Annotated in this window: 26 protein-coding genes; 18 read left to right on the top strand and 8 right to left on the bottom strand. The window is 54.6% G+C overall.

What is annotated here, in order from left to right:
• Positions 1-40: 40 nt before the first annotated feature.
• From ACQG11_RS02230 to yfcG, 3 genes are all read right to left on the bottom strand, one after another.
• Complete coding sequence (locus ACQG11_RS02230; RefSeq protein ID WP_032623851.1) at positions 41-934, bottom strand: TIGR01777 family oxidoreductase; 894 nt, start codon at positions 932-934, stop codon at positions 41-43.
• 13 nt (positions 935-947) lie between these two features.
• The gene (folX, locus tag ACQG11_RS02225; RefSeq protein WP_003861432.1) at positions 948-1,316 is read right to left on the bottom strand and encodes a dihydroneopterin triphosphate 2'-epimerase; all 369 of its coding nucleotides are present in this window, start codon (positions 1,314-1,316) and stop codon (positions 948-950) included.
• Between the two features lie 75 nt (positions 1,317-1,391).
• Positions 1,392-2,021 carry a GSH-dependent disulfide bond oxidoreductase gene (gene yfcG / locus ACQG11_RS02220; RefSeq protein WP_022648841.1) on the bottom strand — a complete coding sequence of 210 codons (630 nt, stop codon included), beginning with the start codon at positions 2,019-2,021 and terminating at the stop codon, positions 1,392-1,394.
• A 140-nt stretch (positions 2,022-2,161) separates the two neighbouring features.
• On the opposite strand from yfcG, the gene yfcF reads away from it, so the two are divergent.
• The 3 genes from yfcF to yfcD are packed head-to-tail and all read left to right on the top strand — an operon-like array spanning position 2,162 to position 4,036.
• Positions 2,162-2,806 carry a glutathione transferase gene (gene yfcF, locus ACQG11_RS02215; protein WP_038416453.1) on the top strand — a complete coding sequence of 215 codons (645 nt, stop codon included), beginning with the start codon at positions 2,162-2,164 and terminating at the stop codon, positions 2,804-2,806.
• A gap of 56 nt (positions 2,807-2,862) precedes the next feature.
• On the top strand, positions 2,863-3,414 hold the full coding sequence (gene yfcE / locus ACQG11_RS02210) for a phosphodiesterase (protein ID WP_023300633.1): 552 nt from the start codon (positions 2,863-2,865) through the stop codon (positions 3,412-3,414).
• A 55-nt stretch (positions 3,415-3,469) separates the two neighbouring features.
• A complete protein-coding gene (gene yfcD / locus ACQG11_RS02205) occupies positions 3,470-4,036 on the top strand; it encodes an NUDIX hydrolase YfcD (protein WP_023300632.1) in 567 nt (188 codons plus the stop codon).
• A 3-nt stretch (positions 4,037-4,039) separates the two neighbouring features.
• Here yfcD and ACQG11_RS02200 read toward each other — a convergent pair whose 3' ends face one another.
• A complete protein-coding gene (locus ACQG11_RS02200; RefSeq protein ID WP_023300631.1) occupies positions 4,040-5,059 on the bottom strand; it encodes a LacI family DNA-binding transcriptional regulator in 1,020 nt (339 codons plus the stop codon).
• A 236-nt stretch (positions 5,060-5,295) separates the two neighbouring features.
• Between ACQG11_RS02200 and ACQG11_RS02195 the strand changes: the two genes are divergently transcribed.
• From ACQG11_RS02195 to ACQG11_RS02175, 5 genes are all read left to right on the top strand, one after another.
• Entirely contained in the window at positions 5,296-5,739 is a 444-nt protein-coding gene (locus tag ACQG11_RS02195) for a PTS sugar transporter subunit IIA (protein WP_058677685.1), read from the top strand.
• 79 nt (positions 5,740-5,818) lie between these two features.
• Positions 5,819-6,091, top strand: a complete 273-nt coding sequence (locus ACQG11_RS02190; RefSeq protein ID WP_003861447.1) for a PTS sugar transporter subunit IIB — start codon at positions 5,819-5,821, stop codon at positions 6,089-6,091.
• 21 nt (positions 6,092-6,112) lie between these two features.
• Positions 6,113-7,504: a PTS ascorbate transporter subunit IIC gene (locus ACQG11_RS02185; RefSeq protein WP_017383437.1), complete on the top strand. Its 1,392-nt coding sequence runs from the start codon at positions 6,113-6,115 to the stop codon at positions 7,502-7,504.
• On the top strand, positions 7,501-8,331 hold the full coding sequence (locus ACQG11_RS02180) for a transketolase (RefSeq protein ID WP_032623854.1): 831 nt from the start codon (positions 7,501-7,503) through the stop codon (positions 8,329-8,331). Before ACQG11_RS02185 ends, ACQG11_RS02180 begins: the two co-directional genes overlap by 4 nt.
• Complete coding sequence (locus ACQG11_RS02175; RefSeq protein ID WP_023306640.1) at positions 8,324-9,277, top strand: transketolase family protein; 954 nt, start codon at positions 8,324-8,326, stop codon at positions 9,275-9,277. The genes ACQG11_RS02180 and ACQG11_RS02175 overlap by 8 nt, the downstream gene beginning before the upstream one ends.
• Before the next feature lie 111 nt (positions 9,278-9,388).
• On the opposite strand, the gene pta is transcribed toward ACQG11_RS02175, so the two are convergent.
• A complete protein-coding gene (pta, locus tag ACQG11_RS02170) occupies positions 9,389-11,530 on the bottom strand; it encodes a phosphate acetyltransferase (protein WP_022648836.1) in 2,142 nt (713 codons plus the stop codon).
• A 75-nt stretch (positions 11,531-11,605) separates the two neighbouring features.
• Positions 11,606-12,808, bottom strand: a complete 1,203-nt coding sequence (gene ackA / locus ACQG11_RS02165; RefSeq protein WP_022648835.1) for an acetate kinase — start codon at positions 12,806-12,808, stop codon at positions 11,606-11,608.
• A gap of 335 nt (positions 12,809-13,143) precedes the next feature.
• On the opposite strand from ackA, the gene yfbV reads away from it, so the two are divergent.
• From yfbV to ACQG11_RS02145, 4 genes are all read left to right on the top strand, one after another.
• The gene (gene yfbV / locus ACQG11_RS02160) at positions 13,144-13,599 is read left to right on the top strand and encodes a terminus macrodomain insulation protein YfbV (protein WP_003861459.1); all 456 of its coding nucleotides are present in this window, start codon (positions 13,144-13,146) and stop codon (positions 13,597-13,599) included.
• 92 nt (positions 13,600-13,691) lie between these two features.
• Positions 13,692-14,186 carry a YfbU family protein gene (locus tag ACQG11_RS02155; RefSeq protein WP_008502874.1) on the top strand — a complete coding sequence of 165 codons (495 nt, stop codon included), beginning with the start codon at positions 13,692-13,694 and terminating at the stop codon, positions 14,184-14,186.
• 11 nt (positions 14,187-14,197) lie between these two features.
• On the top strand, positions 14,198-14,857 hold the full coding sequence (locus tag ACQG11_RS02150) for a sugar phosphatase (protein ID WP_022648834.1): 660 nt from the start codon (positions 14,198-14,200) through the stop codon (positions 14,855-14,857).
• A 75-nt stretch (positions 14,858-14,932) separates the two neighbouring features.
• Positions 14,933-16,765 carry an SLC13 family permease gene (locus tag ACQG11_RS02145; protein WP_022648833.1) on the top strand — a complete coding sequence of 611 codons (1,833 nt, stop codon included), beginning with the start codon at positions 14,933-14,935 and terminating at the stop codon, positions 16,763-16,765.
• A gap of 82 nt (positions 16,766-16,847) precedes the next feature.
• On the opposite strand, the gene yfbR is transcribed toward ACQG11_RS02145, so the two are convergent.
• A complete protein-coding gene (gene yfbR, locus ACQG11_RS02140) occupies positions 16,848-17,447 on the bottom strand; it encodes a 5'-deoxynucleotidase (RefSeq protein WP_022648832.1) in 600 nt (199 codons plus the stop codon).
• Positions 17,448-17,564: 117 nt separating this feature from the next.
• Positions 17,565-18,779 (bottom strand): alanine transaminase AlaA, encoded by a 1,215-nt coding sequence (alaA, locus tag ACQG11_RS02135; protein ID WP_022648831.1) that lies wholly within the window; start codon positions 18,777-18,779, stop codon positions 17,565-17,567.
• A gap of 936 nt (positions 18,780-19,715) precedes the next feature.
• On the opposite strand from alaA, the gene lrhA reads away from it, so the two are divergent.
• From lrhA to nuoF, 6 genes are all read left to right on the top strand, one after another.
• Positions 19,716-20,654 carry a transcriptional regulator LrhA gene (gene lrhA / locus ACQG11_RS02130; RefSeq protein WP_032622483.1) on the top strand — a complete coding sequence of 313 codons (939 nt, stop codon included), beginning with the start codon at positions 19,716-19,718 and terminating at the stop codon, positions 20,652-20,654.
• Positions 20,655-21,285: 631 nt separating this feature from the next.
• Entirely contained in the window at positions 21,286-21,726 is a 441-nt protein-coding gene (nuoA, locus tag ACQG11_RS02125) for an NADH-quinone oxidoreductase subunit NuoA (protein ID WP_003861475.1), read from the top strand.
• Between the two features lie 15 nt (positions 21,727-21,741).
• The gene (gene nuoB, locus ACQG11_RS02120; protein ID WP_003861482.1) at positions 21,742-22,416 is read left to right on the top strand and encodes an NADH-quinone oxidoreductase subunit NuoB; all 675 of its coding nucleotides are present in this window, start codon (positions 21,742-21,744) and stop codon (positions 22,414-22,416) included.
• An 89-nt stretch (positions 22,417-22,505) separates the two neighbouring features.
• A complete protein-coding gene (gene nuoC / locus ACQG11_RS02115; protein WP_003861484.1) occupies positions 22,506-24,308 on the top strand; it encodes an NADH-quinone oxidoreductase subunit C/D in 1,803 nt (600 codons plus the stop codon).
• A 2-nt stretch (positions 24,309-24,310) separates the two neighbouring features.
• Complete coding sequence (nuoE, locus tag ACQG11_RS02110) at positions 24,311-24,811, top strand: NADH-quinone oxidoreductase subunit NuoE (RefSeq protein WP_006176513.1); 501 nt, start codon at positions 24,311-24,313, stop codon at positions 24,809-24,811.
• Positions 24,808-26,145, top strand: coding sequence for an NADH-quinone oxidoreductase subunit NuoF (gene nuoF / locus ACQG11_RS02105; protein WP_426728140.1), 1,338 nt, complete (start codon positions 24,808-24,810; stop codon positions 26,143-26,145). The genes nuoE and nuoF overlap by 4 nt, the downstream gene beginning before the upstream one ends.
• Positions 26,146-26,170: the final 25 nt, after the last annotated feature.

Raw genomic sequence — 26,170 nt, 5'->3', positions numbered from 1 at the left:
ACGCCATATCATCCAGAGATGGCGTATAACTCTAACATATTCACTGCACCACATCCCCCAGCGCCTCTTCCAGGTCATACCAGCGGAACGTAAATCCTGCCGCTTCCAGCCGTTTTGGCAGCGCGCGCTGGCCGCCCAGCACCAGCACCGAAGATTCGCCCATCAACAGCCGAATCGCCGTCGCAGGCACGCGCAGTACCGCCGGGCGATGCAGGGCATGACCCAGGGCGTGAGCAAACTGTTCATTACGTACGGGGTAGGGAGATACCATGTTAAACGGCCCGCGCAGGTCGTTATCCAGCAGCCAGAGAATACCGTTGACCATATCGTCGATATGGATCCACGCCAGATACTGACGACCGTTGCCGATGGGCCCGCCAAGCCCCATTTTAAACGGCGGCAACATTTTACCGAGAATACCGCCTTTCGGAGCAAGCACCACGCCGGTGCGCAGCAGGCAGACGCGGGTGTTATCGCTCTGCGCCCCGCAGGCGATACGCTCCCACTGGGCGCAGAGTTTATGGGTAAACTCGTTGTGCGGCGGCTCTTCTTCGGTCACCACCACTTCACCAAGATCGCCATAGTAGCCTGTTGCAGAGCCGGAAATCAGCACCGAGGGCGGCATCTCGCTGTTACGAATCAGCTCAACCAGCTTTTCAGTCATGTTCCAGCGGCTGCTGCATAAACGCTGTTTTTGCTCTTCGGTCCAGCGTTTATCGGCGATTGGTTCGCCTGCAAGGTTGATGACGGCGTCAAAGCCGTTCAGATCCTGCCTTTCCGCCAGGCCTTTCCAGATCTCAACGCCGGTGCCCAGCACCTGGCGCGCTTTCTCCGGGCTGCGCGTGACCACGGTAATGTCGTGATGCAACGCCTGCAAACGTGGAATGAGATGGCGACCAATCAGCCCCGTACCGCCGGTGAGCAGGATCTTCATACAACCTCCAGGTTTACGCCTGGCGCTGCCAGCTTAACGTCATGGAGACGGAGTCGGCGTAGCGCAGGGCGTGAAGTTTATCGATCTCCACTTCAGCATAAGTGACCCAGTGGTGTTCGCGTGCGATGTCGAGCACATCCTGAGTTAATTTTTCCAGTAGCGCAAAACGGTTGTTCTCAACGTACTGGATGATGCTTTTGGTGATCGTGCGATAGTTCAGCGCGTCATTGATGTCTTCGCTGGCGCGCGCCTTGTCTGCCGGGTAATGGATCACGACATTCACCACGATATCCTGGCGATTCGCGATCTCCTCCTCTTTGATACCAATGAATGTGCGTAAGCGTAGGTTTTTTATACGAATAATAGCGTCATGCTGGGACATTGCAGGTCTTCTCCGTGTCAGTATTTTTACCTCATCATACATGAGGAGAACACCTGCACCCAACGGGGCACAGGCTCAAATCTGATGGATTTTTTGCATGGCGCGTTCGGTTGCCGGGCGGGTCCGGATGCGCTCAAACCAGTTGTTAACCGCCGGATAAGTGGCCAGGTCGATCCGGTGGCGTTCATGGGTGTTGATCCACGGCCAGCAGGCGATATCTGCGATGCTGTAATGCTCACCTCCCAGCCACGGTGATTTTTCCAGCCGACGGTTCAGGACCCCGTACAGGCGCTGGGTTTCGACCTGATATCGCTCAATGGCGTAAGGGATCGTCTGCGGCGCATAGGCGGTAAAGTGATGATTCTGCCCCAGCATCGGCCCCAGGCCGCTCGACTGCCAGAATAACCATTGCAGCGTGTGATGACGCTCGCGCAACTCCCCGCTCAGGAGCTTGCCGGTTTTCTCTGCCAAATAAAGCAAAATCTCTCCGGACTCAAACAGGCTTAACGGTTTGCCCCCGTCAGAAGGCAGGTTATCAATGATGGCCGGAATTTTATTGTTGGGCGAGATGGCCAGAAAAACGGGGCGGAACTGATCGCCTTTGCTGATATCCACGCGAATGATCCGGTAGTCCAGTTCGGCTTCTTCAAGAAAGAGGGTGATCTTATGGCCATTAGGGGTGGGGGCATAATAGAGATCTATCATTCTCAACTCCTGTCAGTGCGAATAGTGTTGCCATGAAAAATCAGTATAGGTGCTTGTTGTAAATCGTGAGTTTTCATCAAGTGACAGCGAGGCAAAGAGATTATATGTTGAGTGAAAACCGATCAGCCGATGAGGATGTTATGAGCCAGCCTGTAATAACGTTGTGGTCCGATGCGAACTTTTTTTCTCCTTATGTCATGAGCGTTTATGTGGCGCTGGCAGAAAAGGGGCTAACTTTTAGTCTGAAAACCGTTGACCTGGACAGCGGCGAACATCTGCAACCTCAGTGGCAGGGCTACGCGCTCACCCGCCGTGTCCCTGTGCTGGAGATTGACGGTTTTGAGTTGAGTGAATCCTCAGCGATTGACGAGTACCTTGAAGACCGCTTTGCCCCACCAGAGTGGGAACGCATCTATCCTCACGATCTGCAAAAGCGCGCCCGCGCCCGCCAGATCCAGGCGTGGCTGCGTAGCGACCTGGTGCCGATTCGCACAGAACGCTCCACGGACGTGGTGTTCGCTGGCGTCAAAAAGCCCGCCCTCAGCGAGGAAGGCTTATCCAGCGCCCGGAAGCTGATTGATACCGCGTCATCGCTGCTGTCACAGGGTAACCCAAACCTGTTTGGCGAGTGGTGTATTGCCGACACCGATCTGGCGCTGATGCTCAATCGCCTGATCCTCAACGGCGATGACGTCCCACAGCTACTGGTGGATTACGCCACATTCCAGTGGCAACGCGCGTCGGTACAGCGCTATCTGGCACTCTCTGCTAAGCGCGCGGGCTGATAAGACGGGGCGCTTGAGGTATGATAGGGGCAGTCTGAATTCCCGAGGAGTAACTGATGAAACTGATGTTTGCGTCGGATATTCATGGATCGCTGCCCGCGACCGAACGCGTGTTATCTCTGTTTGCCCAAAGCGGGGCGCAATGGCTGGTGATCCTGGGCGATGTGTTAAACCACGGCCCACGCAATGCGTTGCCGGAAGGGTATGCTCCCGCGCAGGTGGCGGAAAAACTTAATCATTTTGCCTCGCGCATTATCGCCGTTCGCGGCAACTGCGACAGCGAAGTTGACCAGATGCTGCTGCAATTTCCCATCACCGCTCCCTGGCAACAGGTGTTGATGGAAAACAGCCGTTTGTTCCTGACCCACGGGCACCTGTTCGGCCCGGATAACCTGCCGTCACTCGCCGCTGGCGATGTCCTGGTTTATGGTCATACTCATATTCCGGTGGCGGAAAAACGCGGGGCGTTTTACCACTTTAACCCCGGGTCTGTCAGCATTCCTAAAGGCGGTAACCCGGCAAGCTACGGCATGTATGAAGACGGGACATTAAGCGTTATCGCACTTAATGATCAGCAAGTTATTGCGCAGATAGCGATTAATCCGTAAGTTACACCACAACTGCAAACGCGCCGAAAGAGCGCTTAGACGAGAAGGTTTCCCGATGGTGGAGCAGAATCATTTGGCAAGTACTGAGTGGGTTGACATTGTCAGCGAAGAGAATGAAGTGATCGCGCAGGCCAGCCGCGAACAAATGCGTGCGGAGCGTCTGCGTCACCGCGCGACGTACATCGTTGTTCATGACGGCATGGGCAAGATTCTGGTCCAGCGTCGCACCGACACCAAAGATTTTCTTCCTGGTATGCTGGATGCCACAGCGGGTGGCGTCGTGCAGGCCGATGAAGTATTGCTGGATTCCGCGCGTCGTGAAGCGGAAGAAGAGTTAGGTATCGCTGGCGTGCCGTTTGCCGAGCACGGACAGTTTTATTTCGAAGATGAGCATTGTCGCGTCTGGGGCGGGCTGTTTAGCTGCGTTTCCCACGGACCTTTCGCCTTGCAGGAAGAGGAAGTGAGCGAAGTGTGCTGGATGACGCCGGAAGAGATCACCGCGCGTTGCGACGAATTCACGCCGGATTCCCTTAAAGCACTGGCGCTGTGGATGACCCGCAACGCCAAAAACGAATCCGCTAAACCGGAAAATAAGCCGGAAAAAGAGGAAGAGGCTGAGTAAGCCTTAACAGCTTTCCCGCAGACACAGGCTGGACGCGATGGGTTTATGGTCGCGCCAGTCTCCGTCATTCAGACGTTCCAGTAACGCTTTCCCGGCTTCAATCCCAATCTTGCGGTGCGGTACTGCCATCGTCGTCAGCGGCGGCTGACAGACGCGGCTGACGTCGCTGTCGCCAAAACCTACGACCGCCAGATCGTCCGGCACCTTGATGCGCCGACGCTGGCACTCATATAGCGCGCCGCAGGCCAGTTCATCTGATACGCACACCAGCGCATCCAGCTCCGGCCACGCCAGCAGAAACTCCGGCAATTGTGCCGCACCGGTGGAAAAGCTCGGCGGCATGGCGGCATTAATCACTCTGTTTGGCGACAGGTGGTGGCGCAGCATCGCCTTGTACCAGCCCTGCAAATGCTGCTGAAAAATCCACTGCTCCTGGTTAGCGCACAGCAGGCCGATATTCTGGTAGCCGCGCTGAATCACCATTTCGGTAAGTTCATACATGGCGGCGACGTTATCAATCCCGATATTCATATCAATAGGATCGGCACGCATTGCACCCATTTCCATCACCGGGATAGAGGCGTTTTTTAGCCAGTGTCGCACGGTATCGGAGTGCTCGACGCTGAGCAGTATCGCCGCGGCGATGTTCGAGGCCAGCAGCGTTTCAAGCAGTTTCTCTTCCTGTTCAAGACGATGCTGAGATTCCGCCAGCATAATCTGATATCCGGCTGGCTGGAGCACCTGCTGTAGCCCGGCGAACATCTCGGAACAGCCAGCTTCGGAAAGATTGGGTACTACCATCGCAATCGTCCATGACGATGCCGATGCCAGTGCGCTGGCGGCAAGATTGGGCATGTAACCCAGCTCCTGCACCGCGGCTTCAATTTTTTCACGCAGTTTATCGGAAACCTGTTCGGGCGTGCGGAGGGCACGGGAAACAGTCATCGTGCCTACGCCGGCAAGCTGCGCGACATCCGCGAGCGTTACTTTTCCGGTACTGCGCCGTTTTCGGGTTAAAGACATACATCTTCCTGCTGACAGGACGCGATTTAGTTTCATCCTTCATTTTACGTGACAGGCAGTATACGCCTTAAATCCCTTTTTTTGCTGTGATTTCGCACCAGGATAGCAATTTGATAGCGCTATCACAGTTCTGCATGTTAGTCGTTGGTAGCGCTATCTTTGTGATCGCGATCGCAGTCATTAATTGATGGGTTGAATAGAGTTTGCCCATGTCTGGTCTTTAGCGGGAGTGAAAAATGCTCAAAAAGTGGATATATGATACAACCATCATCCTACAGGATAGCGTTGAAAGCTGGCCCCAGGCGCTGGAACTGTGCGCGAAACCGCTGCTGAATTTGCAGGTCATTGCGCCGGAATATGTCACGGCTATCATTGAGCAGCATCACAGGTTAGGTCCCTACTATGTGCTGGCTCCTGGGCTGGCAATGCCACATGCGCGACCGGAAGAAGGGGCGAAAGGACTTGGCCTGTCATTATTAAAACTGAAACAGGGCGTCTCATTTGGTGCTGGTGAGTTTGACCCCGTCGATGTGATTGTGATGCTGGCGGCGCCGGACAAACATAGCCATATCGAAATGATCTCCGCCTTAGCAGAATTATTTTCCAGCGACGAAGATATGGCTGAATTACATCGGGCGAATACGCTGGAGGAGATAAAAACCGTTATCAATCGCTTCTGATTTAATTATTTAATCCGATTCATCTCAACATTACGCGTCAGCGTGATGGGGCGTACTCTACTCAAAAAAGGGGATAACAATGAAAATTATGGCTATTTGCGGCTCCGGCCTGGGCAGCAGTTTTATGGTCGAAATGAATATTAAAAAGGTGCTCAAAAAACTGGAAATTGAGGCAGAGGTTGAACACTCCGATCTCTCCTCGGCCACGCCGGGCGCGGCGGACCTGTTTGTAATGGCGAAAGACATTGCCGCCAGCGCCAGCGTGCCGGAAAGCCAGCTGGTGGTGATCAACAATATTATCGATATCAACGAACTCGAAGCGCAGCTGCGCGCTTGGTTCGAAAGACAATAATCCTGAAAAGGCGAGGTGGATATGTTTATCCTTGAAACGCTGAATTTCGTTGTTGATATTTTAAAAGTCCCTTCAGTCCTGGTCGGGTTAATTGCCCTGATTGGTCTGGTGGCGCAGAAAAAAGCCTTTTCAGATGTGGTAAAAGGCACAATTAAAACCATTCTCGGCTTTATTGTACTAGGCGGCGGCGCCACCGTGCTGGTGGGCTCTTTAAATCCGCTCGGTGGTATGTTTGAGCACGCCTTTAATATTCAGGGCATTATTCCCAACAATGAAGCTATTGTGTCAATTGCCCTGGAAAAATATGGTGCCTCCACCGCGCTCATTATGGCTTTCGGGATGGTGGCGAATATTATTGTCGCGCGCTTTACCCGCCTGAAGTACATCTTCCTGACCGGGCATCACACCTTCTACATGGCGTGCATGATTGGCGTGATCCTGACGGTCGCAGGCTTCGAAGGGGTAGGGCTGGTCTTCACCGGTTCGTTGATCCTCGGCCTGATTATGGCCTTCTTCCCGGCGATTGCGCAACGCTATATGAAGCGTATTACCGGCAACGATGAGATCGCCTTCGGTCATTTCGGCACGCTGGGCTACGTGCTGTCCGGCTGGATTGGCAGCAAGGTCGGTAAAGGCTCGCGCTCCACCGAAGAGATGAACCTGCCGAAGAACCTCAGCTTCCTGCGCGACAGTTCGATCTCCATCTCACTGACCATGATGATTATCTACCTGATTATGGCGGTGAGCGCCGGGCGTGAGTACGTGGAGGCCACCTTCAGCGGCGGCCAGAACTACCTGGTGTACGCCATCATTATGGCCATCACCTTCGCGGCAGGCGTGTTTATCATCTTGCAGGGTGTGCGCCTGATTCTGGCGGAAATTGTCCCGGCCTTTACCGGCTTCTCGGAAAAACTGGTGCCCAATGCGCGACCTGCGCTGGACTGCCCGGTGGTCTACCCGTATGCGCCAAACGCGGTGCTGATTGGCTTCCTGTTCAGCTTCCTCGGCGGGATTGTAGGCTTGTTCATCTGCGGTCAGTTTAGCTGGGTGCTGATCCTGCCGGGCGTCGTGCCGCATTTCTTCACCGGTGCAACGGCGGGCGTGTTTGGGAACGCCACCGGCGGACGTCGCGGGGCGATGATTGGCGCCTTTGCTAACGGCCTGCTGATCACCTTCCTGCCGGTCCTGCTGCTGCCTGTTCTGGGCGCGATTGGCTTTGCGAATACGACCTTCTCGGACGCCGACTTTGGCGCCGTCGGGATTGTGCTCGGCAACCTGGCGCGCTTCCTGTCGCCGCTTGCCATCACCGGACTGGTTGTTGTGTTGTTTGCGCTGCTGGTGGCCTACAACGTCTTCGCTAAAAACAAACCTGCAAGCGGTAACGCGCAGGAAAACCCCGGAGCCAAATCATGAATGAGAATGAAATAACCGAACTGGCGCGTCAGATCCGCCTTGAGACGCTGAAATCCCTGACGCAGCTGGGTTTTGGTCACTACGGCGGCAGCATGTCAGTCGTTGAAACGCTGGCCATTCTGTACGGCGCGGTGATGAAAATAGACCCGGCCGATCCGGACTGGCCAGAGCGCGATTACTTTGTGCTGTCGAAGGGACATGCGGGCCCGGCGCTGTACAGCACGCTGGCGATTAAGGGCTACTTCCCGATTGAAGAGCTGAGCACGCTAAACCAGAACGGAACGCGTCTGCCAAGCCACCCGGATCGCCTGAAAACACGCGGCGTGGATGCCACCACCGGATCGCTGGGGCAGGGGATCTCCATTGCAGGCGGCATGGCGCTGTCGCACAAGCTGGCAGAAAGGCCAAACCGGGTGTTTTGCATCGTTGGCGATGGGGAGCTGAACGAAGGGCAGTGCTGGGAAGCCTTCCAGTTTATTGCTCACCATCGACTGAACAATCTGACGGTGTTCGTGGACTGGAACAAACAGCAGCTCGACGGCGAGCTGGACGAAATCATCAGCGCCTTCGATCTGGAAGGCAAATTCCGGGCCTTTGGTTTTGACGTGGTGACGGTGAAAGGGGACGACATTCCGGCGCTGCTGGAGGTGACCGCACCGATCCCTGCGACCGATGCGCGTCCGCGAGTGGTGATCCTCGACAGCATCAAAGGGCAGGGGGTGCCATACCTGGAACAGCTCAGCAACTCGCATCACCTGCGATTAACTGAGGAAAGCAAAGCGGCGCTCAACGAGACGATTCGCCAACTGGAGGCTTCACATGATTAAGGTTGCACCGACAGGACAGAAAGATTCGGTTGAGATGCGTAAGGTCTATGCGGGTTTTGTGGCAAAACAGATTGAGGCCGGGAGCGAGATTATTGCGCTCGAAGCGGATCTGATGAGTTCGATGGCGATGGACGGCGTAGCGCGTGATTATCCACAGCACGTCATCAACTGCGGCATTATGGAGGCCAACGTGATTGGGACGGCCGCCGGGCTGTCGCTCACCGGACGTAAGCCGTTCGTCCATACCTTTACCGCCTTTGCCAGCCGTCGCTGCTTCGACCAGCTGTTTATGTCCCTGGACTACCAGCGCAATAACGTGAAGGTGATTGCCTCGGATGCGGGCGTGACGGCCTGCCACAACGGCGGGACGCATATGTCGTTTGAGGATATGGGCATCGTGCGCGGTCTGGCGCATTCAGTGGTGCTGGAGGTGACCGATGCGGTGATGTTCGAAGATGTGCTGCGTCAGCTTATCGACCTGGAAGGCTTCTACTGGGTGCGGACCATCCGTAAACAGGCGCCGAGCGTCTATGCCCCGGGGTCAACCTTCACCATCGGCAAGGGCAACGTGCTGCGCGAGGGAACCGATATTACCCTGATTGCTAACGGCATTATGGTGGCGGAAGCGCTGGAGGCGGCGCGCCAGCTGGAGCAGGAGGGGGTAAGCGCAGCGGTCATCGACATGTTTACTCTGAAGCCCATCGATCGGATGCTGGTGAAAAATTATGCCGAGAAAACCAGGCGTATTGTGACCTGCGAAAACCACAGCATTCACAACGGGCTGGGGTCGGCGGTGGCGGAAGTGCTGGTGGAAACCTGTCCGGTGCCGATGCGGCGGGTTGGGGTGAAGGAGCGTTACGGTCAGGTAGGCACGCAGGACTTCCTGCAGAAGGAGTATGGCCTGACGGCACATGACATTGTGTCGGCGGCGCGTGAGTTGCTGTAATAAAAAAGGCGACCCGTTGAGTGGTCGCCTTTTTTTGCCGGATGGCGCTTCGCTTATCCGGCCTACAAAACCCTGGGCCCGGTAAGCGCTAGCGCCACCGGGCTTTTTAGCTTACTGCTGCTGCGAAGACTGGATCGCCGTCAGCGCGATGGTGTAGACGATATCGTCAACCAGCGCACCACGAGACAGGTCGTTCACAGGCTTGCGCATACCTTGCAGCATTGGCCCGATGGAGATCAGGTCTGCTGAACGCTGTACCGCTTTATAGGTGGTGTTACCGGTGTTCAGATCCGGGAAGATGAACACGGTAGCGCGACCTGCAACCGGCGAGTTAGGCGCTTTAGATTTCGCAACGTCAGCCATTACCGCGGCATCGTACTGGAGCGGGCCGTCGATCATCAGATCCGGACGTTTTTCCTGCGCAATGCGGGTTGCTTCACGGACTTTCTCTACGTCGCTGCCTGCACCAGAAGTACCGGTGGAGTAGGAGAGCATCGCGACGCGCGGTTCGATACCGAAGGCAGTCGCGGAGTCCGCAGACTGGATAGCGATTTCTGCCAGCTGCTCTGCGGTTGGGTCCGGGTTGATCGCGCAGTCGCCATAAACGTAAACCTGTTCAGGCAGCAGCATGAAGAACACGGAGGAGACCAGAGAGCTGCCCGGTGCGGTTTTGATCAGCTGCAACGGTGGACGGATGGTGTTCGCGGTGGTGTGAACCGCACCGGAAACCAGGCCGTCAACTTCGTCCTGCTCCAGCATCAGCGTACCCAGCACGACGTTGTCTTCCAGCTGCTCGCGCGCAACGGCTTCGGTCATGCCCTTGTTCTTACGCAGCTCAACCAGGCGGGCAACGTAGCTTTCGCGAACCACTTCCGGGTCAACGATCTCAATGCCAGCGCCCAGCTCAACGCCCTGAGACGCCGCAACGCGGTTGATCTCATCCGGGTTACCCAGCAGCACACAGGTCGCGATACCGCGCTCTGCACAGATGGCCGCCGCTTTAACGGTACGTGGTTCGTCACCTTCTGGCAGAACCACGCGTTTGCCCGCTTTACGCGCCAGCTCGGTCAGCTGGTAACGGAAGGCTGGAGGAGACAGACGACGGCTGCGCTCGGACGTCGCCGTCAGGGATTCGATCCAGTCTGCGTTGATGTAGCCCGCAACGTATTCCTGAACTTTCTCGATACGCTCGTGGTCATCAACCGGCACTTCGAGGTTGAAGCTTTGCAGGCTCAGGGAGGTCTGCCAGGTGTTGGTGTTCACCATGAAGACTGGCAGGCCAGTGGCGAACGCACGTTCGCACAGCTTGCTGACGCGCGGGTCCATCTCGTAGGCACCGGTCAGCAGGATCGCACCGATTTCCACGCCGTTCATCGCAGCCAGGCACGCTGCAACCAGCACGTCTGGACGGTCAGCAGAGGTCACCAGCAGGGAACCTGCGCGGAAGTGTTCCAGCATGTGCGGAATGCTGCGCGCGCAGAAGGTCACGGACTTCACGCGGCGGGTGTTGATATCGCCTTCGTTAACGATGGTGGCATTCAGGTGACGCGCCATATCGATTGCACGGGTGGCAATCAGATCGAAGCTCCATGGCACCGCACCCAGCACCGGCAGTGGGCTGGAATCCTGCAGCTTGGCCGGGTCAACTTTGATGACTTTCGCTTTGGAAGAGTCGTCGAAGATTTCGGACAGGTCAGGACGCGTACGGCCCTGCTCATCTACTGGCGCGTTCAGCTTGTTAACAATCACGCCGGTGATGCTGGTGTTTTTCGCACCGCCGAAGCTGCTGCGCGTCAGTTCGATACGCTCTTTCAGCTGCTCTGGGGTGTCAGTGCCCTGAGACATCACGAAAACAATCTCTGCGTTCAGGGTTTTCGCGATTTCAAAGTTCAGAGACTGGGCAAACTGGTGTTTACGGGTCGGGACCAGGCCTTCAACCAGCACCACTTCAGCGTCCTGCGCGTTTGCGTGGTAGTTGGCGATGATCTCTTCCATCAGCACGTCTTTCTGGTTGCTGGAGAGCAGAGATTCAACGTGGCTCATCTTCAGCGGTTCAGCCGCTGGCAGATTGGAGTTCTTACGAACGATGGAGGTGGTCTGGTCTGGCGCATCGCCACCGGCACGTGGCTGGGCGATAGGCTTAAAGACGCTCAGACGAACGCCTTTGCGTTCCATAGCGCGGATCACGCCGAGGCTGACGCTGGTCAGGCCGACGCTGGTTCCGGTAGGGATCAGCATAATAGTACGGGACACGGTTTATCCTCTTTCGTTACCGCCGCGTTGGGCGGGCTACAAAACAGCACCGCCAGCATTGCTGGCGGTGTGGAATCAGGCAGTCAGGCGGCACGCGTCTTGCGCGATGACCAGCTCTTCGTTAGTTGGGATAACGATAGCCGGGCGGGTGCCTTCTTTGTTGATGAAGCCAGACTTGCCGAAGCGGGCAGCCAGGTTACGCTCGTGATCGACTTCGAAGCCCAGTACGCCCAGTTTGCCCAGAGACAGCTCACGTACCATTGCCGCGTTCTCACCGATGCCGCCGGTGAAGATAACCGCGTCCAGACGACCGTCCATCAGCGCGGTGTAAGAACCGATGTACTTCGCCAGACGGTGGCAGTAAACGTCCATTGCACGTTTAGCGTCAGCTTTTTCTGCGTAGTTGTCTTCAACGTAACGGCAGTCGCTGGTGACTTCGGTCAGACCCAGCAGGCCAGACTCTTTGGTCAGCATTTTGTTGATGTCGTCAACGCTCATGCCCAGGGTGTCGTGCAGGTGGAAGATGATCGCCGGGTCGATATCACCGGAACGGGTACCCATCACCAGACCTTCCAGCGGGGTCAGACCCATAGAGGTATCAACACACTTACCGTTGCGGATTGCAGAAACAGAACCACCGTTGCCCAGGTGGCAGGTGATGATGTTGACTTCTTCAACCGGCTTGTTCAGTACTTTTGCGGCTTCCTGAGTCACATAGAAGTGGCTGGTGCCGTGTGCGCCGTAGCGACGTACGCCGTGCTCTTTGTACAGGCTGTATGGCAGGGCATAGAGGTAAGACTCTTCCGGCATGGTCTGATGGAACGCGGTGTCAAACACGGCCACGTTTTTATCTTTCAGATTCGGGAAGGATTTCAGTGCTTCAGCGATACCGATCAGGTGAGCCGGGTTATGCAGCGGTGCGAAAGACGCAGAGTCTTTGATGCCCTGAATCACAGAGTCGTCGATTACCACGGAGCTGGTGTATTTTTCGCCGCCGTGGACGATACGGTGACCAATCGCAGTCAGCTGAGCAGACAGTTCTGGTTTTTGTGCCAGAATAGTGTTAACGATAAAGTTCAGCGCTTCACTGTGAGCGGCGCCTGCACCTAAAGCCGCTTCTTGTTTGCTGCCGTCCATCTTCCACTTGATACGTGCTTCAGGCAGATGGAAACATTCGGCCAAACCAGAGAGGTACTCATCACCGTTGAGCGCATCGATGATGGCGAATTTCAGTGAAGAGCTACCGCAGTTCAGAACCAGTACTAACTTACTCGACATGGAAGTACCTATAATTGATACGTGGCTAAAAAAACGTCAATGAGTCTAAAGCGTAACGCATGCTGACTCAGACATTTATGATTAACATCATGCCAAACGAACATTCTGGCAGGATGGAAGAAATACCTATGATTTTAAGCCATTTTGAACATTTTTCAGACAATGGCATAATATGCGATAATTTGACGAGTTAACGCTTCTCGTCTACGGCCTATCAGGCTGGCACAGGATACCCGATACGGGGTAGCGATGACAAAATATTTTGAACGTTGTCATAGCCTGTTGTGGTTTTGCACGAAAATTTTAATTTTTATATGTGAAGTTGAGGTACAGCCATGTCAACACCTGAAATCCCGTCCGTGAACTTTTTTAGTCTGTTTCGTCGGGGACAGCATTACGCAAAGACATGGCCGATGGAAAAGCGCCTCGCGCCCATGTTTATTGAAAATCGCACTATTCGCGCCACGCGCTATGCGATTCGCTTTATGCCCCCGATCGCCGTCTTTACTCTTTGCTGGCAAATTGCGCTGGGTGGACAGCTTGGACCTGCCGTCGCGACGGCGCTCTTTGCGTTAAGCCTGCCGATGCAGGGATTGTGGTGGTTAGGTAAACGTTCCGTCACGCCACTTCCGCCTTCTATTTTACACTGGTTTTATGAAGTGCGTGGAAAACTGGAGGAGGCCGGCCAGGCGCTCGCCCCGGTTGAAGGCAAGCCGGATTATCAGGCGCTGGCGGACACCCTCAAGCGCGCGTTTAAACAGCTTGATAAAACATTCCTCGATGACTTGTGATTGATCATCGAAACGACGACCAAAAGAAGGCACAGTAACAATCAGTTACCGTGTCTTTTTTTTACAGTGCAATGCGCTACAGGAGTCGAAAGATGGAAATGACCCATGCTCAACGTCTGATTTTGTCTAACCAGTACAAGATGATGACTATGCTTGATCCCGATAACGCTGCGCGCTACAGCCGCCTGCAAACCATTGTTGAACGTGGTTTTGGCTTGCAGATGCGCGAACTGGATCGCGAATTTGGCGAACTGAAAGAGGAAACCTGCCGTATCGTTATCGACATCATGGAGATGTACCATGCACTGCATGTGTCCTGGACCAATCTGAAAGACCAGCAGTCCATTGACGAGCGCCGCGTAACGTTCCTGGGCTTTGATGCCGCGACAGAAGCGCGCTATCTGAGCTATGTGCGCTTTATGGTGAACACCGAAGGGCGCTACACTCATTTTGATGCGGGTACGCACGGCTTCAACGCCCAGACCCCGATGTGGGATAAGTATCAACGTATGCTGAGCGCGTGGCACGCCTGTCCGCGTCAGTACCATTTAAGCAGCAACGAAATTCAACAAATCATTAATGCCTGACGGAGGTGCGTGTGCAGTGTAAAGGTTTTCTGTTTGATCTGGACGGTACGCTGGTGGATTCGCTGCCGGTAGTGGAGCGTTCCTGGTGTCATTGGGCCGACAGGCACGGCATTGACCATCAGGATGTACTGAATTTCATCCATGGCAAACAGGCCATTACCTCATTGCGGCACTTCCTGGCGGGACGTCCTGAGGAAGAGATTCAGGCGGAGTTCAAATATCTGGAGCAGATTGAAGCTACCGACACTGAGGGCATCACCGCGCTGCCCGGTGCGCGCGAATTGCTTGAGCATCTGAATGAAGCGCAGATCCCGTGGGCTATCGTCACCTCCGGCTCGGTTCCTGTCGCGCATGCCCGCCATAAGGCGGCCGGTTTACCGACGCCGGACGTCTTCATTACCGCTGAGCGCGTAAAGCGCGGCAAGCCCGAACCGGATGCGTTTCTGCTCGGCGCTGAACTGCTCGGCCTTGCGCCAGCGGAGTGCGTGGTGGTGGAAGACGCGGCGGCAGGCGTGCTGGCCGGGCTGAACGCCGGAAGCCACGTCATTGCCGTTAACGTCCCGGCGGGGTCCCCCCGGCTGGAGGAGGCAGATTTTGTGCTTAATACTCTGACCGCCATCGACGTCTCGAAGGCATCAGACGGCGTTGTAACCGTCTCGCTAAAAATGTAATCCCATGATATAGCCCCGCATTACCGGGGCTTTTTTATGGCAGAATTGCTTCTCCTCCACTGACAAGGACATGTTGTGAACGGTGAACTGATTTGGGTCCTGAGCCTGCTGTTAATCGCCATCATTCTTTTTGCCACGGGCAAGGTGCGCATGGATGCCGTCGCCCTGTTTGTGATTGTCGCGTTCGTTCTGAGCGGTACCCTTTCCCTGCCAGAAGCCTTTTCCGGGTTTAGCGATCCCAACGTTATTTTGATTGCCGCCCTGTTTATTATTGGCGACGGGCTGGTACGCACCGGCGTGGCGACGATGATGGGGTCGTGGCTGGTTAAAGTGGCGGGCAGCAGCGAAACCAAAATGCTGATTTATCTGATGCTGACGGTCGCCGGACTGGGTGCGTTTATGAGCTCGACGGGGGTCGTGGCCATCTTTATTCCGGTTGTGCTGAGCGTCTGCATGAGGATGCAGATCTCCCCGTCGCGGCTGATGATGCCGTTGAGCTTTGCCGGGCTCATCAGCGGCATGATGACGCTGGTCGCGACCCCGCCGAACCTCGTCGTAAACAGCGAACTGATCCGTGAGGGGCTTGAGGGGTTTAGCTTTTTCAGCGTCACGCCGATCGGGCTGGTTGTACTGGTGATGGGCATTATCTATATGCTGTTGACCCGTTTCGCGCTGAAAGGGGAGAAGCAGGACAAAGCCAAAGAGGGCTGGAAGCGGCGAACTTTTCGCGATTTGATCAAAGAGTACCGTCTGACCGGGCGCGCCCGTCGGCTGGCTATCCGCCCCGGTTCGCCGATGATAGGCCAGCGGCTGGACGACCTTAAGCTACGCGAACGCTATGGCGCGAACGTCATCGGGGTTGAGCGCTGGCGTCGTTTTCGTCGGGTAATCGTTAACGTGAATGGGGTGTCAGAGTTTCGCGCGCGTGACGTCCTGCTGATTGATATGTCCACCGCGGACGTGGATCTGCGAGAGTTTTGTAGCGAGCAACTGCTGGAGCCGATGGTGCTGCGCGGCGAGTATTTCTCCGACCGGGCGCTGGATGTGGGTATGGCCGAGGTGTCGCTGATCCCGGAATCGGAGTTATTGGGCAAAACCGTGCGCGAAATCGGCTTTCGTACCCGCTATGGCCTCAACGTAGTGGGCCTGAAGCGCGATGGCGTAGCCCTTGAAGGGGCGGTGGTGGATGAGCCGATCCTGCTGGGGGATATCTTCCTCGTGGTCGGCAACTGGAAACTGATTAGCCAGCTCGGGCAGAAAGGCCGCGATTTTGTGGTGCTGAATATGCCGATTGAAGAGAGCGACGCGTCACCGGCGCACAGTCAGGCGCCCCATGCGATTTTTTGCCTGGTGTTGATGGTCGCGTTGATGCTGACGGACGAGATCCCTAACCCGGTGGCGGCGATAATCGCCTGTCTGTTAATGGGCAAATTCCGCTGTATCGACGCCGAAAGCGCTTACAAAGCGATTCACTGGCCAAGCATCATTCTCATCGTTGGGATGATGCCCTTTGCCCTGGCGTTACAGAAAACCGGCGGGGTGGATTTGATCGTAAAAGGCTTAATGGACGCGGGCGGGGGATATGGTCCGTACCTGATGATGGTTTGCCTGTTCGTCATGTGCGCCACCATTGGTTTGTTCATCTCCAATACCGCAACGGCGGTGCTGATGGCGCCTATTGCGCTGGCGATGGCAAAATCGATGGGCGTTTCGCCCTATCCGTTTGCGATGGTGGTAGCGATGGCGGCGTCCGCGGCATTTATGACGCCGGTATCTTCCCCGGTCAATACCCTGGTGCTGGGGCCGGGAAACTATCGATTCAGCGATTTTGTAAAGCTGGGCGTGCCGTTCACCGTGCTGGTGATGCTGGTATGCGTGGTGCTGATTCCGGTGTTATTCCCGTTCTGAGAACATCGCCGGGTGGCGGCTACGCCTTACCCGGCCTACGTGATTCGTAGGCCCTGCAAGCGCAGCGCCGCTGGGCGAAAAACTACAGCGGTGAATCCTGACTGATCTCATCCAGCGACAAATGGAAGCTCGGCACAAACACCTGCATAAAGTAATCCATCTCTTCGCTACGGCGGGAGTCGAGCGTTTTCTCCAGGCGCGTTTTCGCCAGCAAGAACTCGTTATTCCCCGCGGATAACTCTTCCAGACATTTCAGGTAGGCGCACAGCGCATCGGCCTGCTTAACCAGGGATTTCTCCTCTTCCGTATACTGATGCTCGTCGATCAGTGGTCCGAAGATATCACGCAGCTCATCAGGCACCATGTCGATCAGCTTCTGCTGGGCAATCTTCTCAATGGCCTTATATTCCTGGGCAATCTGCGAGTTGAAATATTTCACCGGCGTAGGCAGATCCCCGGTCAGCACTTCCGATGCATCGTGGTACAACGCCAGCAGGGCGATACGTTCGGCATTAACCTGCCCGTTGAATTTGCGGTTTTTAATTGCTGCCAGCGCATGAGCGACCATAGCAACCTGCAAACTGTGCTCAGACACATTTTCAGTGCGCACGTTGCGCATCAGCGGCCAGCGGTTGATGAGTTTCAGGCGGGAGAGGTGGGCAAAGAAATGACTCTGACTCATAGGTTACCTTATGTCTTCACTGCGACGGACTTCATTGTGCGGGGAGGGGAGGGAAGATGCAAATTTGCAGATGTTACAGGCCGGGTAAGCGCAGCGCCACCCGGCGGAAAGTCAGCGTTACTGATGGTACCCCGAGAGGAATCGCCCGAAGCGGCTGATGGCCATTTCGAGATCGTCTTCGCGCGGCAGGGTTACAATACGCACGTGATCCGGCCACGGCCAGTTAAACGCCGTCCCCTGAACCAGCAGCACTTTTTCCTGCAACAGGAAGTCGAGCACCATTTTCTGGTCGTCGTGAATATTGAAGCGCTTCGCGTCGATTTTCGGGAACATATACAGCGCGCCGTTAGGCTTCACGCAGGAGACGCCCGGAATATCATTAATTAATTCCCATGCACGGTTGCGTTGTTCATAGAGGCGGCCGCCTGGAACGATAAACTCGCTGATGCTTTGATAGCCCCCGAGTGCTGTCTGGATCGCATGTTGCGCCGGTACGTTGGCGCACAGACGCATGGATGCCAGCATCTCCAGCCCTTCAATGTAGCCTTTCGCATGTTTTTTCGGACCGTTCAGTACCATCCAGCCCTGACGGAAACCGGCAACGCGGTAAGTTTTAGACAGTCCGTTAAAGGTGACCGTCAGCAGATCGGGCGCCAGCGCGGCGATAGAGTGGTGCTGCGCCGCGTCGTACAGGATCTTGTCGTAAATCTCGTCGGCAAAGATGATCAGGTTGTGCAGGCGGGCGATCTCGACGATCTCCATCAGCAGCTCTTTTGAATAGACCGCGCCCGTCGGGTTATTCGGGTTAATGATCACGATTCCCCGGGTGCGCGGTGTTATTTTGGCGCGAATGTCATCCAGATCCGGGAACCAGTCCGACGATTCATCGCAAAGATAGTGCACCGCTTTACCGCTGGAGAGCGATACCGCAGCCGTCCACAGCGGATAGTCTGGAGCGGGAACCAGCATTTCATCGCCGCTGTTCAGGAGCGCCTGCATCGCCTGAACGATCAACTCCGAGACACCGTTGCCAATGTAGATATCTTCAACGGTGACGTCGCGCATACCGCGAGCCTGATAGTGCTGCATGATGGCTTTACGGGCGGAGTAGAGCCCTTTTGAATCGCAGTAGCCTTGTGCAGTGGGCAGGTTACGGATCACATCCACCAGGATCTCATCCGGCGCTTCAAAACCAAATGGCGCGGGGTTGCCGATGTTGAGTTTCAGAACCTTATTGCCTTCCTCTTCAAGGCGTTTTGCCTCTTTGAGTACCGGGCCACGGATGTCGTAACAGACGTTGTCGAGCTTGCTGGATTTTTCGATAGGGGACATGAACCTTTAACCTTTTCGCTATTATTGCAACTTCCTGCCGTGGAAGCAGCACGGAACAATGTACTCCCACCGCGCTTCGTTTTGAAGGGCGCACAGAAGAAGATTTTGTCCAACCAGGCAGCACTGCTGTGATTGCTTAATCTAATGATGGAGTGATTTTGCGCCTGAAATTACCGTGAAAACGCTTAATGTTGGGTTTTTTATGCTGAAAGTTTCACATAAATATTAATATTATTCTGATTTAAATAAAAAGACGATCCGGGCTGAAGCGTTAGTCCCCCTGAGTGACCATTCGTAAAACCTGAATGCTGAGATACAGTTTGCTCTATTAGCAAAGCCAGGTTAAAAGTTACTCATGTGAAATTAATGTTAAGTGTTATTAATGAATGGCCTGAATCTAAATTAAACTTTATTTATTATTAACGACGAAAATGCAACTTTCGTTAATTTTAATAAAAAGAGTGTAGTTGCTTATCATTGGCGTTAAATCCGTTATATTGCAATAAGACTTATAAATATAGTGGATTTGGGTTAAGATGTGTTTTGGGAATGCAGCGTAGCGATAGGCCTGTTACGTATATCAGCTTCTGCCTTCCTGTATTAATCGATTGTTATTGTTAAAGTAATCTCTGGCTGATTGGGTAAGTCACATCTTGCTACGCTGGCAACGCTGCGATATAGATGGCAGAAAACATGTCTTACTCTTAATGGAATTTACATCTACCTTCAGATAACGAAATATCCTGAACGCAAGAGAATAAAAATAACGTCATGAAACGTGATTTCTGACTGTTGATATACCAAAGTACAATAACTATCTGTCAGGCAGTCTGCCGGGCCGGGACGCGAGGGAAACTCTTCAGAAGGAATTGCTTAACTGTTACACACAGCTTCAACCCGGGCAGCTCCGCACGAGCAACCTGAAAGTGAAAAGATATGATAAATGCAAATCGTCCGATAATGAATCTCGACCTCGATCTGCTGAGAACGTTTGTTGCGGTCGCCGATCTCAACACTTTTGCAGCAGCTGCTGCCGCCGTTTGCCGTACCCAGTCCGCCGTGAGTCAGCAAATGCAGCGGCTGGAACAACTGGTTGGTAAAGAGCTTTTTGCGCGTCATGGACGTAATAAGCTTTTAACAGAACATGGTATTCAGCTTCTGGGTTATGCCAGAAAGATACTGCGCTTTAATGATGAAGCCTGTATGTCATTAATGTTTAGCAACCTTCAGGGAGTGTTAACATTAGGGGCGTCAGATGAATCAGCAGATACCATTTTGCCCTTCCTTCTCAACCGAATTAGCTCGGTTTATCCGAAGCTTGCCCTGGACGTTAGCGTTAAACGCAATGCCTTCATGGTTGAGATGCTGAAAGAAAACGAGGTTGACCTGGTGGTCACCACGCATCGACCTGGCCAGTATGACTGCCTGACGCTGCGTACTTCTCCTACGCACTGGTACTGTGCCGCGGAGTACGTATTGCAAAAAGGTGAGCCAATACCCCTGGTCCTGCTGGACGATCCTAGTCCGTTCCGCGATATGGTGCTGACTGCGCTCAACGAAGCCAGTATTCCGTGGCGCCTGGCGTACGTTGCGTCAACGTTGCCTGCGGTACGAGCGGCAGTGAAGGCCGGACTTGGCGTAACAGCCCGTCCGGTGGAGATGATGAGCCCCGATCTGCGTGTGCTGGGTCAATCTGAGGGACTCCCGTCGTTGCCGGATACGGAGTACCTGCTGTGCCATAATGCCGCCAGCAACAACGAGCTAGCGAAAGTGGTATTCGAGGCAATGGAAAACTACCACAATCCATGGCAGTACGCGCCTGTTACTCCGGAAGGAGGGGATGACTCCCTGATTGTGGAAAGGGATTTTGAGTGATCATTCCCCCAAAATTCTCGTAACAAAATGTAAGTGCAAAAAAGAGCCACTCGCATGATTTTTTCCTGCGAGTGGTTTTTTTTGCTATTCATAACCGCGAACGGAGCAGGGTTAAAGCAAATACCGCTTATTTATCAATGCAGAAAATGCTTTTGATTAAGTTGTAAACGATACCTCTTCTAACTTGCCTAATACCCCGCCGATGTTAAAAAAACAGGAAATATGTTGCTGTTTTTTTGATTGAATTAACAAAAGCGTGTCTCAGATCAAGAAAATACTCCCATTTGGGGGGAGGAATCGTTGGCAAATCCTGTCAAAATAGGAGGGTTATTTTTTTTACTTCCAAAACGGACACGATTCAACAAGATGCATTTGACGTAAAGTCATGTACCCACCAGGGTTAAAGGGCACCAAATGTTAATGAGAATCGCACGTTGTAATTTAATGTGAAGAAACCTTTGTTAAAGTTGACAAAAGGTTATAGAAAGGAGTAAAAAACCCCATCATTTTGCTGTCTATGTCTCATTTCTGACAGTTAGTGTAAGGTTATTTTGTTCCTCCCCATGAATCGATGTGATGCCCATCTGCCAGCAAGAGCAGTGTCGTCGGTATCACTTTTGATGAGTAAGCAATGAGTATGTCAACATCCACAGAAGTCATCGCTCATCACTGGGCATTCGCAATCTTTCTTATTGTAGCCATTGGCCTGTGCTGCCTGATGTTAGTCGGCGGCTGGTTCCTGGGCGGTCGCGCCCGCGCAAGGCACAAAAACACACCTTTCGAATCAGGTATTGATTCAGTAGGTACCGCTCGCTTACGCCTGTCTGCCAAGTTCTACCTGGTAGCCATGTTCTTCGTCATTTTCGACGTGGAAGCGCTTTACCTCTTCGCGTGGTCTACCTCCATTCGCGAAAGTGGTTGGGTGGGCTTTGTCGAGGCCGCAATTTTCATTTTAGTGTTACTGGCCGGTCTGGTTTATCTGGTGCGTATTGGCGCGCTGGACTGGACACCTGTGCGTTCACGCCGTGAACACATCAACCCGGAAAACAGTATCTCTAATCGTCAGCAGTAACAGCGAGGCAATAAGATGGATTATACGCTCACCCGCATAGATCCTAACGGTGAGAATGACCGTTACCCCCTGCAAAAACAGGAGATCGTAACCGACCCCCTGGAGCAAGAAGTCAACAAAAGCGTGTACATGGGCAAGCTCGAACATGCCATGCACGATATGGTCAACTGGGGTCGTAAGAACTCCATCTGGCCATACAACTTTGGCCTTTCTTGCTGCTACGTTGAAATGGTGACGTCATTCACTGCGGTGCATGACGTTGCGCGTTTTGGGGCCGAGGTACTGCGTGCTTCTCCACGTCAGGCTGACCTGATGGTGGTGGCCGGGACCTGCTTTACCAAGATGGCACCGGTTATTCAGCGTCTTTATGACCAGATGCTGGAGCCAAAATGGGTAATCTCCATGGGCGCATGTGCAAACTCCGGCGGTATGTACGACATTTATTCCGTTGTGCAGGGCGTTGATAAGTTCATTCCGGTGGATGTGTACATCCCGGGCTGCCCGCCGCGTCCAGAGGCCTATATGCAGGCGCTGATGCTGCTGCAGGAGTCAATCGGTAAAGAACGCCGTCCGCTCTCCTGGGTTGTTGGCGATCAAGGTGTCTATCGCGCGAACATGCAGTCTGAGCGCGAGCGTAAACGTGGTGAACGTATTGCCGTCACCAACCTGCGTACGCCTGACGAAATTTAATTTGCGCCTGTGGGCCTGGAGAACACCTTCGCATATCACTACTCAAATAGCGCGAAGCCAGGCTTAACAGTCACCACGGACCATTTGCAATGGTGAACAATATGACCGACTTAACCGCGCAAGAAGCCGCCTGGCAGACCCGGGATCACCTCGATGACCCCGTCATTGGCGAACTGCGCAACCGTTTTGGGCCGGATGCCTTTACTGTTCAGGCCACCCGCACCGGGGTACCCGTTGTTTGGGTGAAGCGTGAGCAATTACTGGAAGTTGTCGATTTCCTCAAGAAATTGCCAAAACCTTACGTCATGCTGTTTGACTTACACGGCATGGACGAACGTCTGAGAACGCACCGCCAGGGTCTCCCTGCTGCGGATTTTTCCGTTTTCTACCACCTGATCTCAATAGACCGCAACACGGATATCATGCTCAAGGTGGCATTGTCTGAAAACGACATGCATCTTCCGACGATCACCAAACTTTTCCCGAACGCCAACTGGTACGAGCGTGAAACCTGGGAAATGTTCGGCATGACCTTCGACGGCCACCCGCATCTGACGCGCATCATGATGCCGCAGACCTGGACCGGCCACCCGCTGCGTAAAGACTACCCGGCACGCGCCACCGAATTCGACCCGTTTGAGCTGACCAAAGCCAAGCAGGATCTGGAGATGGAAGCGCTGACCTTCAAGCCGGAAGACTGGGGCATGAAGCGCGGCACCGAAAACGAGGACTTCATGTTCCTTAACCTCGGTCCAAACCACCCGTCTGCGCACGGTGCATTCCGTATTATCCTTCAGCTTGACGGCGAAGAAATTGTCGACTGCGTGCCTGACATCGGCTATCACCACCGTGGTGCCGAGAAGATGGGCGAGCGTCAGTCCTGGCACAGCTACATTCCGTATACCGACCGTATCGAATACCTCGGCGGCTGCGTAAACGAGATGCCATACGTGCTGGCTGTTGAGAAACTGGCAGGCATCACCGTCCCGGATCGCGTTAATGTGATTCGCGTGATGCTGTCTGAACTGTTCCGTATTAACAGCCACCTGCTGTACATCTCCACGTTCATTCAGGACGTCGGCGCGATGACGCCGGTCTTCTTCGCCTTTACCGACCGTCAGAAAATCTACGATCTGGTGGAAGCGATTACCGGTTTCCGTATGCACCCGGCCTGGTTCCGCATCGGCGGCGTGGCGCACGATCTGCCGCGCGGCTGGGACCGCCTGCTGCGTGAATTCCTCGACTGGATGCCGAAACGTCTGGCGTCTTACGAGAAAGCCGCGCTGCGTAACTCCATCCTGAAAGGCCGCTCCCAGGGCGTTGCTGCCTACGGGGCGAAAGAGGCGCTGGAGTGGGGAACCACAGGTGCTGGCCTGCGCGCAACCGGTATTGATTTCGACGTGCGTAAAGCCCGTCCTTACTCTGGCTACGAGAACTTCGACTTTGAAGTCCCGGTTGGCGGCGGCGTTTCCGACTGCTACACCCGCGTGATGCTGAAAGTGGAAGAGCTGCGCCAGAGCCTGCGCATCCTTGAGCAGTGCCTCAACAACATGCCGGAAGGCCCGTTCAAGGCGGATCACCCGCTGACGACGCCGCCACCGAAAGAGCGCACGCTGCAACATATCGAAACCCTGATCACCCACTTCTTGCAGGTTTCCTGGGGCCCGGTCATGCCGGCACAAGAATCCTTCCAGATGATTGAAGCGACCAAGGGTATCAACAGCTACTACCTCACCAGCGACGGCAGCACCATGAGCTACCGTACCCGCGTGCGTACGCCAAGCTTTGCGCACCTGCAGCAGATCCCGGCCGCCATTCGCGGCAGTCTGGTCTCCGACCTGATTGTGTATCTGGGTAGTATCGATTTTGTTATGTCAGATGTGGACCGCTAATTATGCACGAGAATCAACAACCACAAACCGAGGCTTTTGAGCTGAGTGAAGCAGAGCGTGCCGCCATTGAGCACGAGATGCACCACTACGAAGACCCGCGTGCGGCGTCCATTGAAGCGCTGAAAATCGTACAGAAACAGCGTGGTTGGGTGCCGGATGGGGCGATCTATGAGATCGCAAAAGTGCTGGGCATTCCGGCGAGTGACGTAGAAGGCGTAGCCACGTTCTACAGCCAGATCTTTCGTCAGCCGGTCGGCCGCCATGTGATCCGCTACTGTGACAGCGTTGTCTGCCACATTACCGGTTATCAGGGCATTCAGGCTGCGATTGAGAAGAAACTTAATATTAAGCCGGGCCAGACCACGTTCGACGGACGCTTTACCCTGCTGCCAACCTGCTGCCTGGGTAACTGCGACAAGGGACCGACCATGATGATTGATGAGGACACTCACAGCCATCTGACGCCGGAAGCGATTCCTGACCTGCTGGAGCAGTACAAATGAAAACTGTAATTCGTACTGCTGAGACGCATCCGCTGACCTGGCGTCTGCGCGATGACAAACAGCCGGTCTGGCTCGACGAATATCAGAGCAAAAACGGCTATGCCGGTGCGCGTAAAGCCCTCGGCGGCATGGCGCCAGACAACATCGTTAATGCGGTAAAAGATTCTGGCCTGAAAGGGCGCGGCGGTGCGGGCTTCTCCACCGGTCTGAAGTGGAGCCTGATGCCGAAAGATGAATCCATGAACATCCGTTACCTGCTGTGTAACGCCGATGAAATGGAGCCGGGTACCTATAAAGACCGCCTGCTGATGGAACAGCTGCCGCACCTGCTGGTGGAAGGCATGCTGATCTCAGCGTTCGCGCTGAAAGCGTACCGTGGCTACATCTTCCTGCGCGGTGAATACATCGAAGCGGCTGAAAACCTGCGTCGCGCGATTGCCGAAGCCACTGAAGCCGGACTGCTGGGTAAAAACATCCTGGGCACCGGGTTTGACTTCGAGCTGTTCGTGCACACCGGTGCCGGGCGTTATATCTGCGGTGAAGAAACCGCGCTGATTAACTCCCTGGAAGGCCGCCGCGCGAACCCGCGCTCCAAGCCACCGTTCCCGGCAAGCTCCGGCGTGTGGGGTAAACCGACCTGTGTAAACAACGTCGAAACCCTGTGTAACGTTCCGGCTATCCTTGCGAACGGCGTGGAGTGGTATCAGGGCATCTCATCAAGTAAAGATGCCGGTACCAAGCTGATGGGCTTCTCCGGTCGCGTGAAGAATCCTGGCGTCTGGGAGCTGCCGTTCGGCACCACCGCACGTGAAATTCTTGAAGACTACGCCGGCGGCATGCGCGATGGCCTGAAATTCAAAGCCTGGCAGCCGGGTGGGGCAGGGACAGACTTCTTAACCGAAGCCCACCTTGACCTGCCAATGGAGTTCGAAAGCATTGGTAAAGCAGGCAGCCGTCTGGGTACCGCGCTGGCGATGGCCGTCGACCACGAGATCGGCATGGTATCCCTGGTGCGTAACCTGGAAGAGTTCTTCGCCCGCGAGTCCTGCGGCTGGTGTACACCATGCCGTGACGGTCTGCCGTGGAGCGTGAAGATCCTGCGCGCTATCGAACGTGGCGAAGGCCAGCCTGGCGATATCGAGACACTTGAGCAACTGTGTCGATTCTTAGGGCCAGGTAAAACCTTCTGTGCCCACGCACCGGGTGCCGTCGAGCCGCTGCAGAGCGCGATTAAATATTTCCGCGACGAATTCGAAGCAGGCATCAAGCAGCCGTTCAGCAATACCCATTCTATCAATGGTATTCAGCCGAACCTGCTGAAAGCACGCTGGTAAAAACAGAATTTTGATTAACGCTCGG

Origin of the sequence: Enterobacter cloacae complex sp. 372C4, assembly GCF_050030615.1 — a bacterium.
GTDB lineage: Bacteria > Pseudomonadota > Gammaproteobacteria > Enterobacterales > Enterobacteriaceae > Enterobacter > Enterobacter intestinihominis.
The sequence above is the reverse complement of the archived record's forward strand: the minus strand, read 5'-3'. Positions and strand labels throughout refer to the sequence as shown.

What these genes read in the sequence shown, in the direction of transcription:
- nuoB (WP_003861482.1), top strand. Translation starts at nt 21,742, where the DNA reads ATGGATTATACGCTCACCCGCATAGATCCTAACGGTGAGAATGACCGT.
- ACQG11_RS02180 (WP_032623854.1), top strand. Translation starts at nt 7,501, where the DNA reads ATGAATGAGAATGAAATAACCGAACTGGCGCGTCAGATCCGCCTTGAG.
- ACQG11_RS02195 (WP_058677685.1), top strand. Translation starts at nt 5,296, where the DNA reads ATGCTCAAAAAGTGGATATATGATACAACCATCATCCTACAGGATAGC.
- nuoE (WP_006176513.1), top strand. Translation starts at nt 24,311, where the DNA reads ATGCACGAGAATCAACAACCACAAACCGAGGCTTTTGAGCTGAGTGAA.
- ackA (WP_022648835.1), bottom strand. Translation starts at nt 12,808, where the DNA reads ATGTCGAGTAAGTTAGTACTGGTTCTGAACTGCGGTAGCTCTTCACTG.
- yfcD (WP_023300632.1), top strand. Translation starts at nt 3,470, where the DNA reads ATGGTGGAGCAGAATCATTTGGCAAGTACTGAGTGGGTTGACATTGTC.
- nuoA (WP_003861475.1), top strand. Translation starts at nt 21,286, where the DNA reads ATGAGTATGTCAACATCCACAGAAGTCATCGCTCATCACTGGGCATTC.
- yfbV (WP_003861459.1), top strand. Translation starts at nt 13,144, where the DNA reads ATGTCAACACCTGAAATCCCGTCCGTGAACTTTTTTAGTCTGTTTCGT.
- nuoF (WP_426728140.1), top strand. Translation starts at nt 24,808, where the DNA reads ATGAAAACTGTAATTCGTACTGCTGAGACGCATCCGCTGACCTGGCGT.
- yfcE (WP_023300633.1), top strand. Translation starts at nt 2,863, where the DNA reads ATGAAACTGATGTTTGCGTCGGATATTCATGGATCGCTGCCCGCGACC.
- yfbR (WP_022648832.1), bottom strand. Translation starts at nt 17,447, where the DNA reads ATGAGTCAGAGTCATTTCTTTGCCCACCTCTCCCGCCTGAAACTCATC.
- yfcG (WP_022648841.1), bottom strand. Translation starts at nt 2,021, where the DNA reads ATGATAGATCTCTATTATGCCCCCACCCCTAATGGCCATAAGATCACC.
- yfcF (WP_038416453.1), top strand. Translation starts at nt 2,162, where the DNA reads ATGAGCCAGCCTGTAATAACGTTGTGGTCCGATGCGAACTTTTTTTCT.
- alaA (WP_022648831.1), bottom strand. Translation starts at nt 18,779, where the DNA reads ATGTCCCCTATCGAAAAATCCAGCAAGCTCGACAACGTCTGTTACGAC.
- ACQG11_RS02230 (WP_032623851.1), bottom strand. Translation starts at nt 934, where the DNA reads ATGAAGATCCTGCTCACCGGCGGTACGGGGCTGATTGGTCGCCATCTC.
- ACQG11_RS02155 (WP_008502874.1), top strand. Translation starts at nt 13,692, where the DNA reads ATGGAAATGACCCATGCTCAACGTCTGATTTTGTCTAACCAGTACAAG.
- nuoC (WP_003861484.1), top strand. Translation starts at nt 22,506, where the DNA reads ATGGTGAACAATATGACCGACTTAACCGCGCAAGAAGCCGCCTGGCAG.
- ACQG11_RS02175 (WP_023306640.1), top strand. Translation starts at nt 8,324, where the DNA reads ATGATTAAGGTTGCACCGACAGGACAGAAAGATTCGGTTGAGATGCGT.
- lrhA (WP_032622483.1), top strand. Translation starts at nt 19,716, where the DNA reads ATGATAAATGCAAATCGTCCGATAATGAATCTCGACCTCGATCTGCTG.
- ACQG11_RS02190 (WP_003861447.1), top strand. Translation starts at nt 5,819, where the DNA reads ATGAAAATTATGGCTATTTGCGGCTCCGGCCTGGGCAGCAGTTTTATG.
- folX (WP_003861432.1), bottom strand. Translation starts at nt 1,316, where the DNA reads ATGTCCCAGCATGACGCTATTATTCGTATAAAAAACCTACGCTTACGC.
- ACQG11_RS02200 (WP_023300631.1), bottom strand. Translation starts at nt 5,059, where the DNA reads ATGTCTTTAACCCGAAAACGGCGCAGTACCGGAAAAGTAACGCTCGCG.
- ACQG11_RS02185 (WP_017383437.1), top strand. Translation starts at nt 6,113, where the DNA reads ATGTTTATCCTTGAAACGCTGAATTTCGTTGTTGATATTTTAAAAGTC.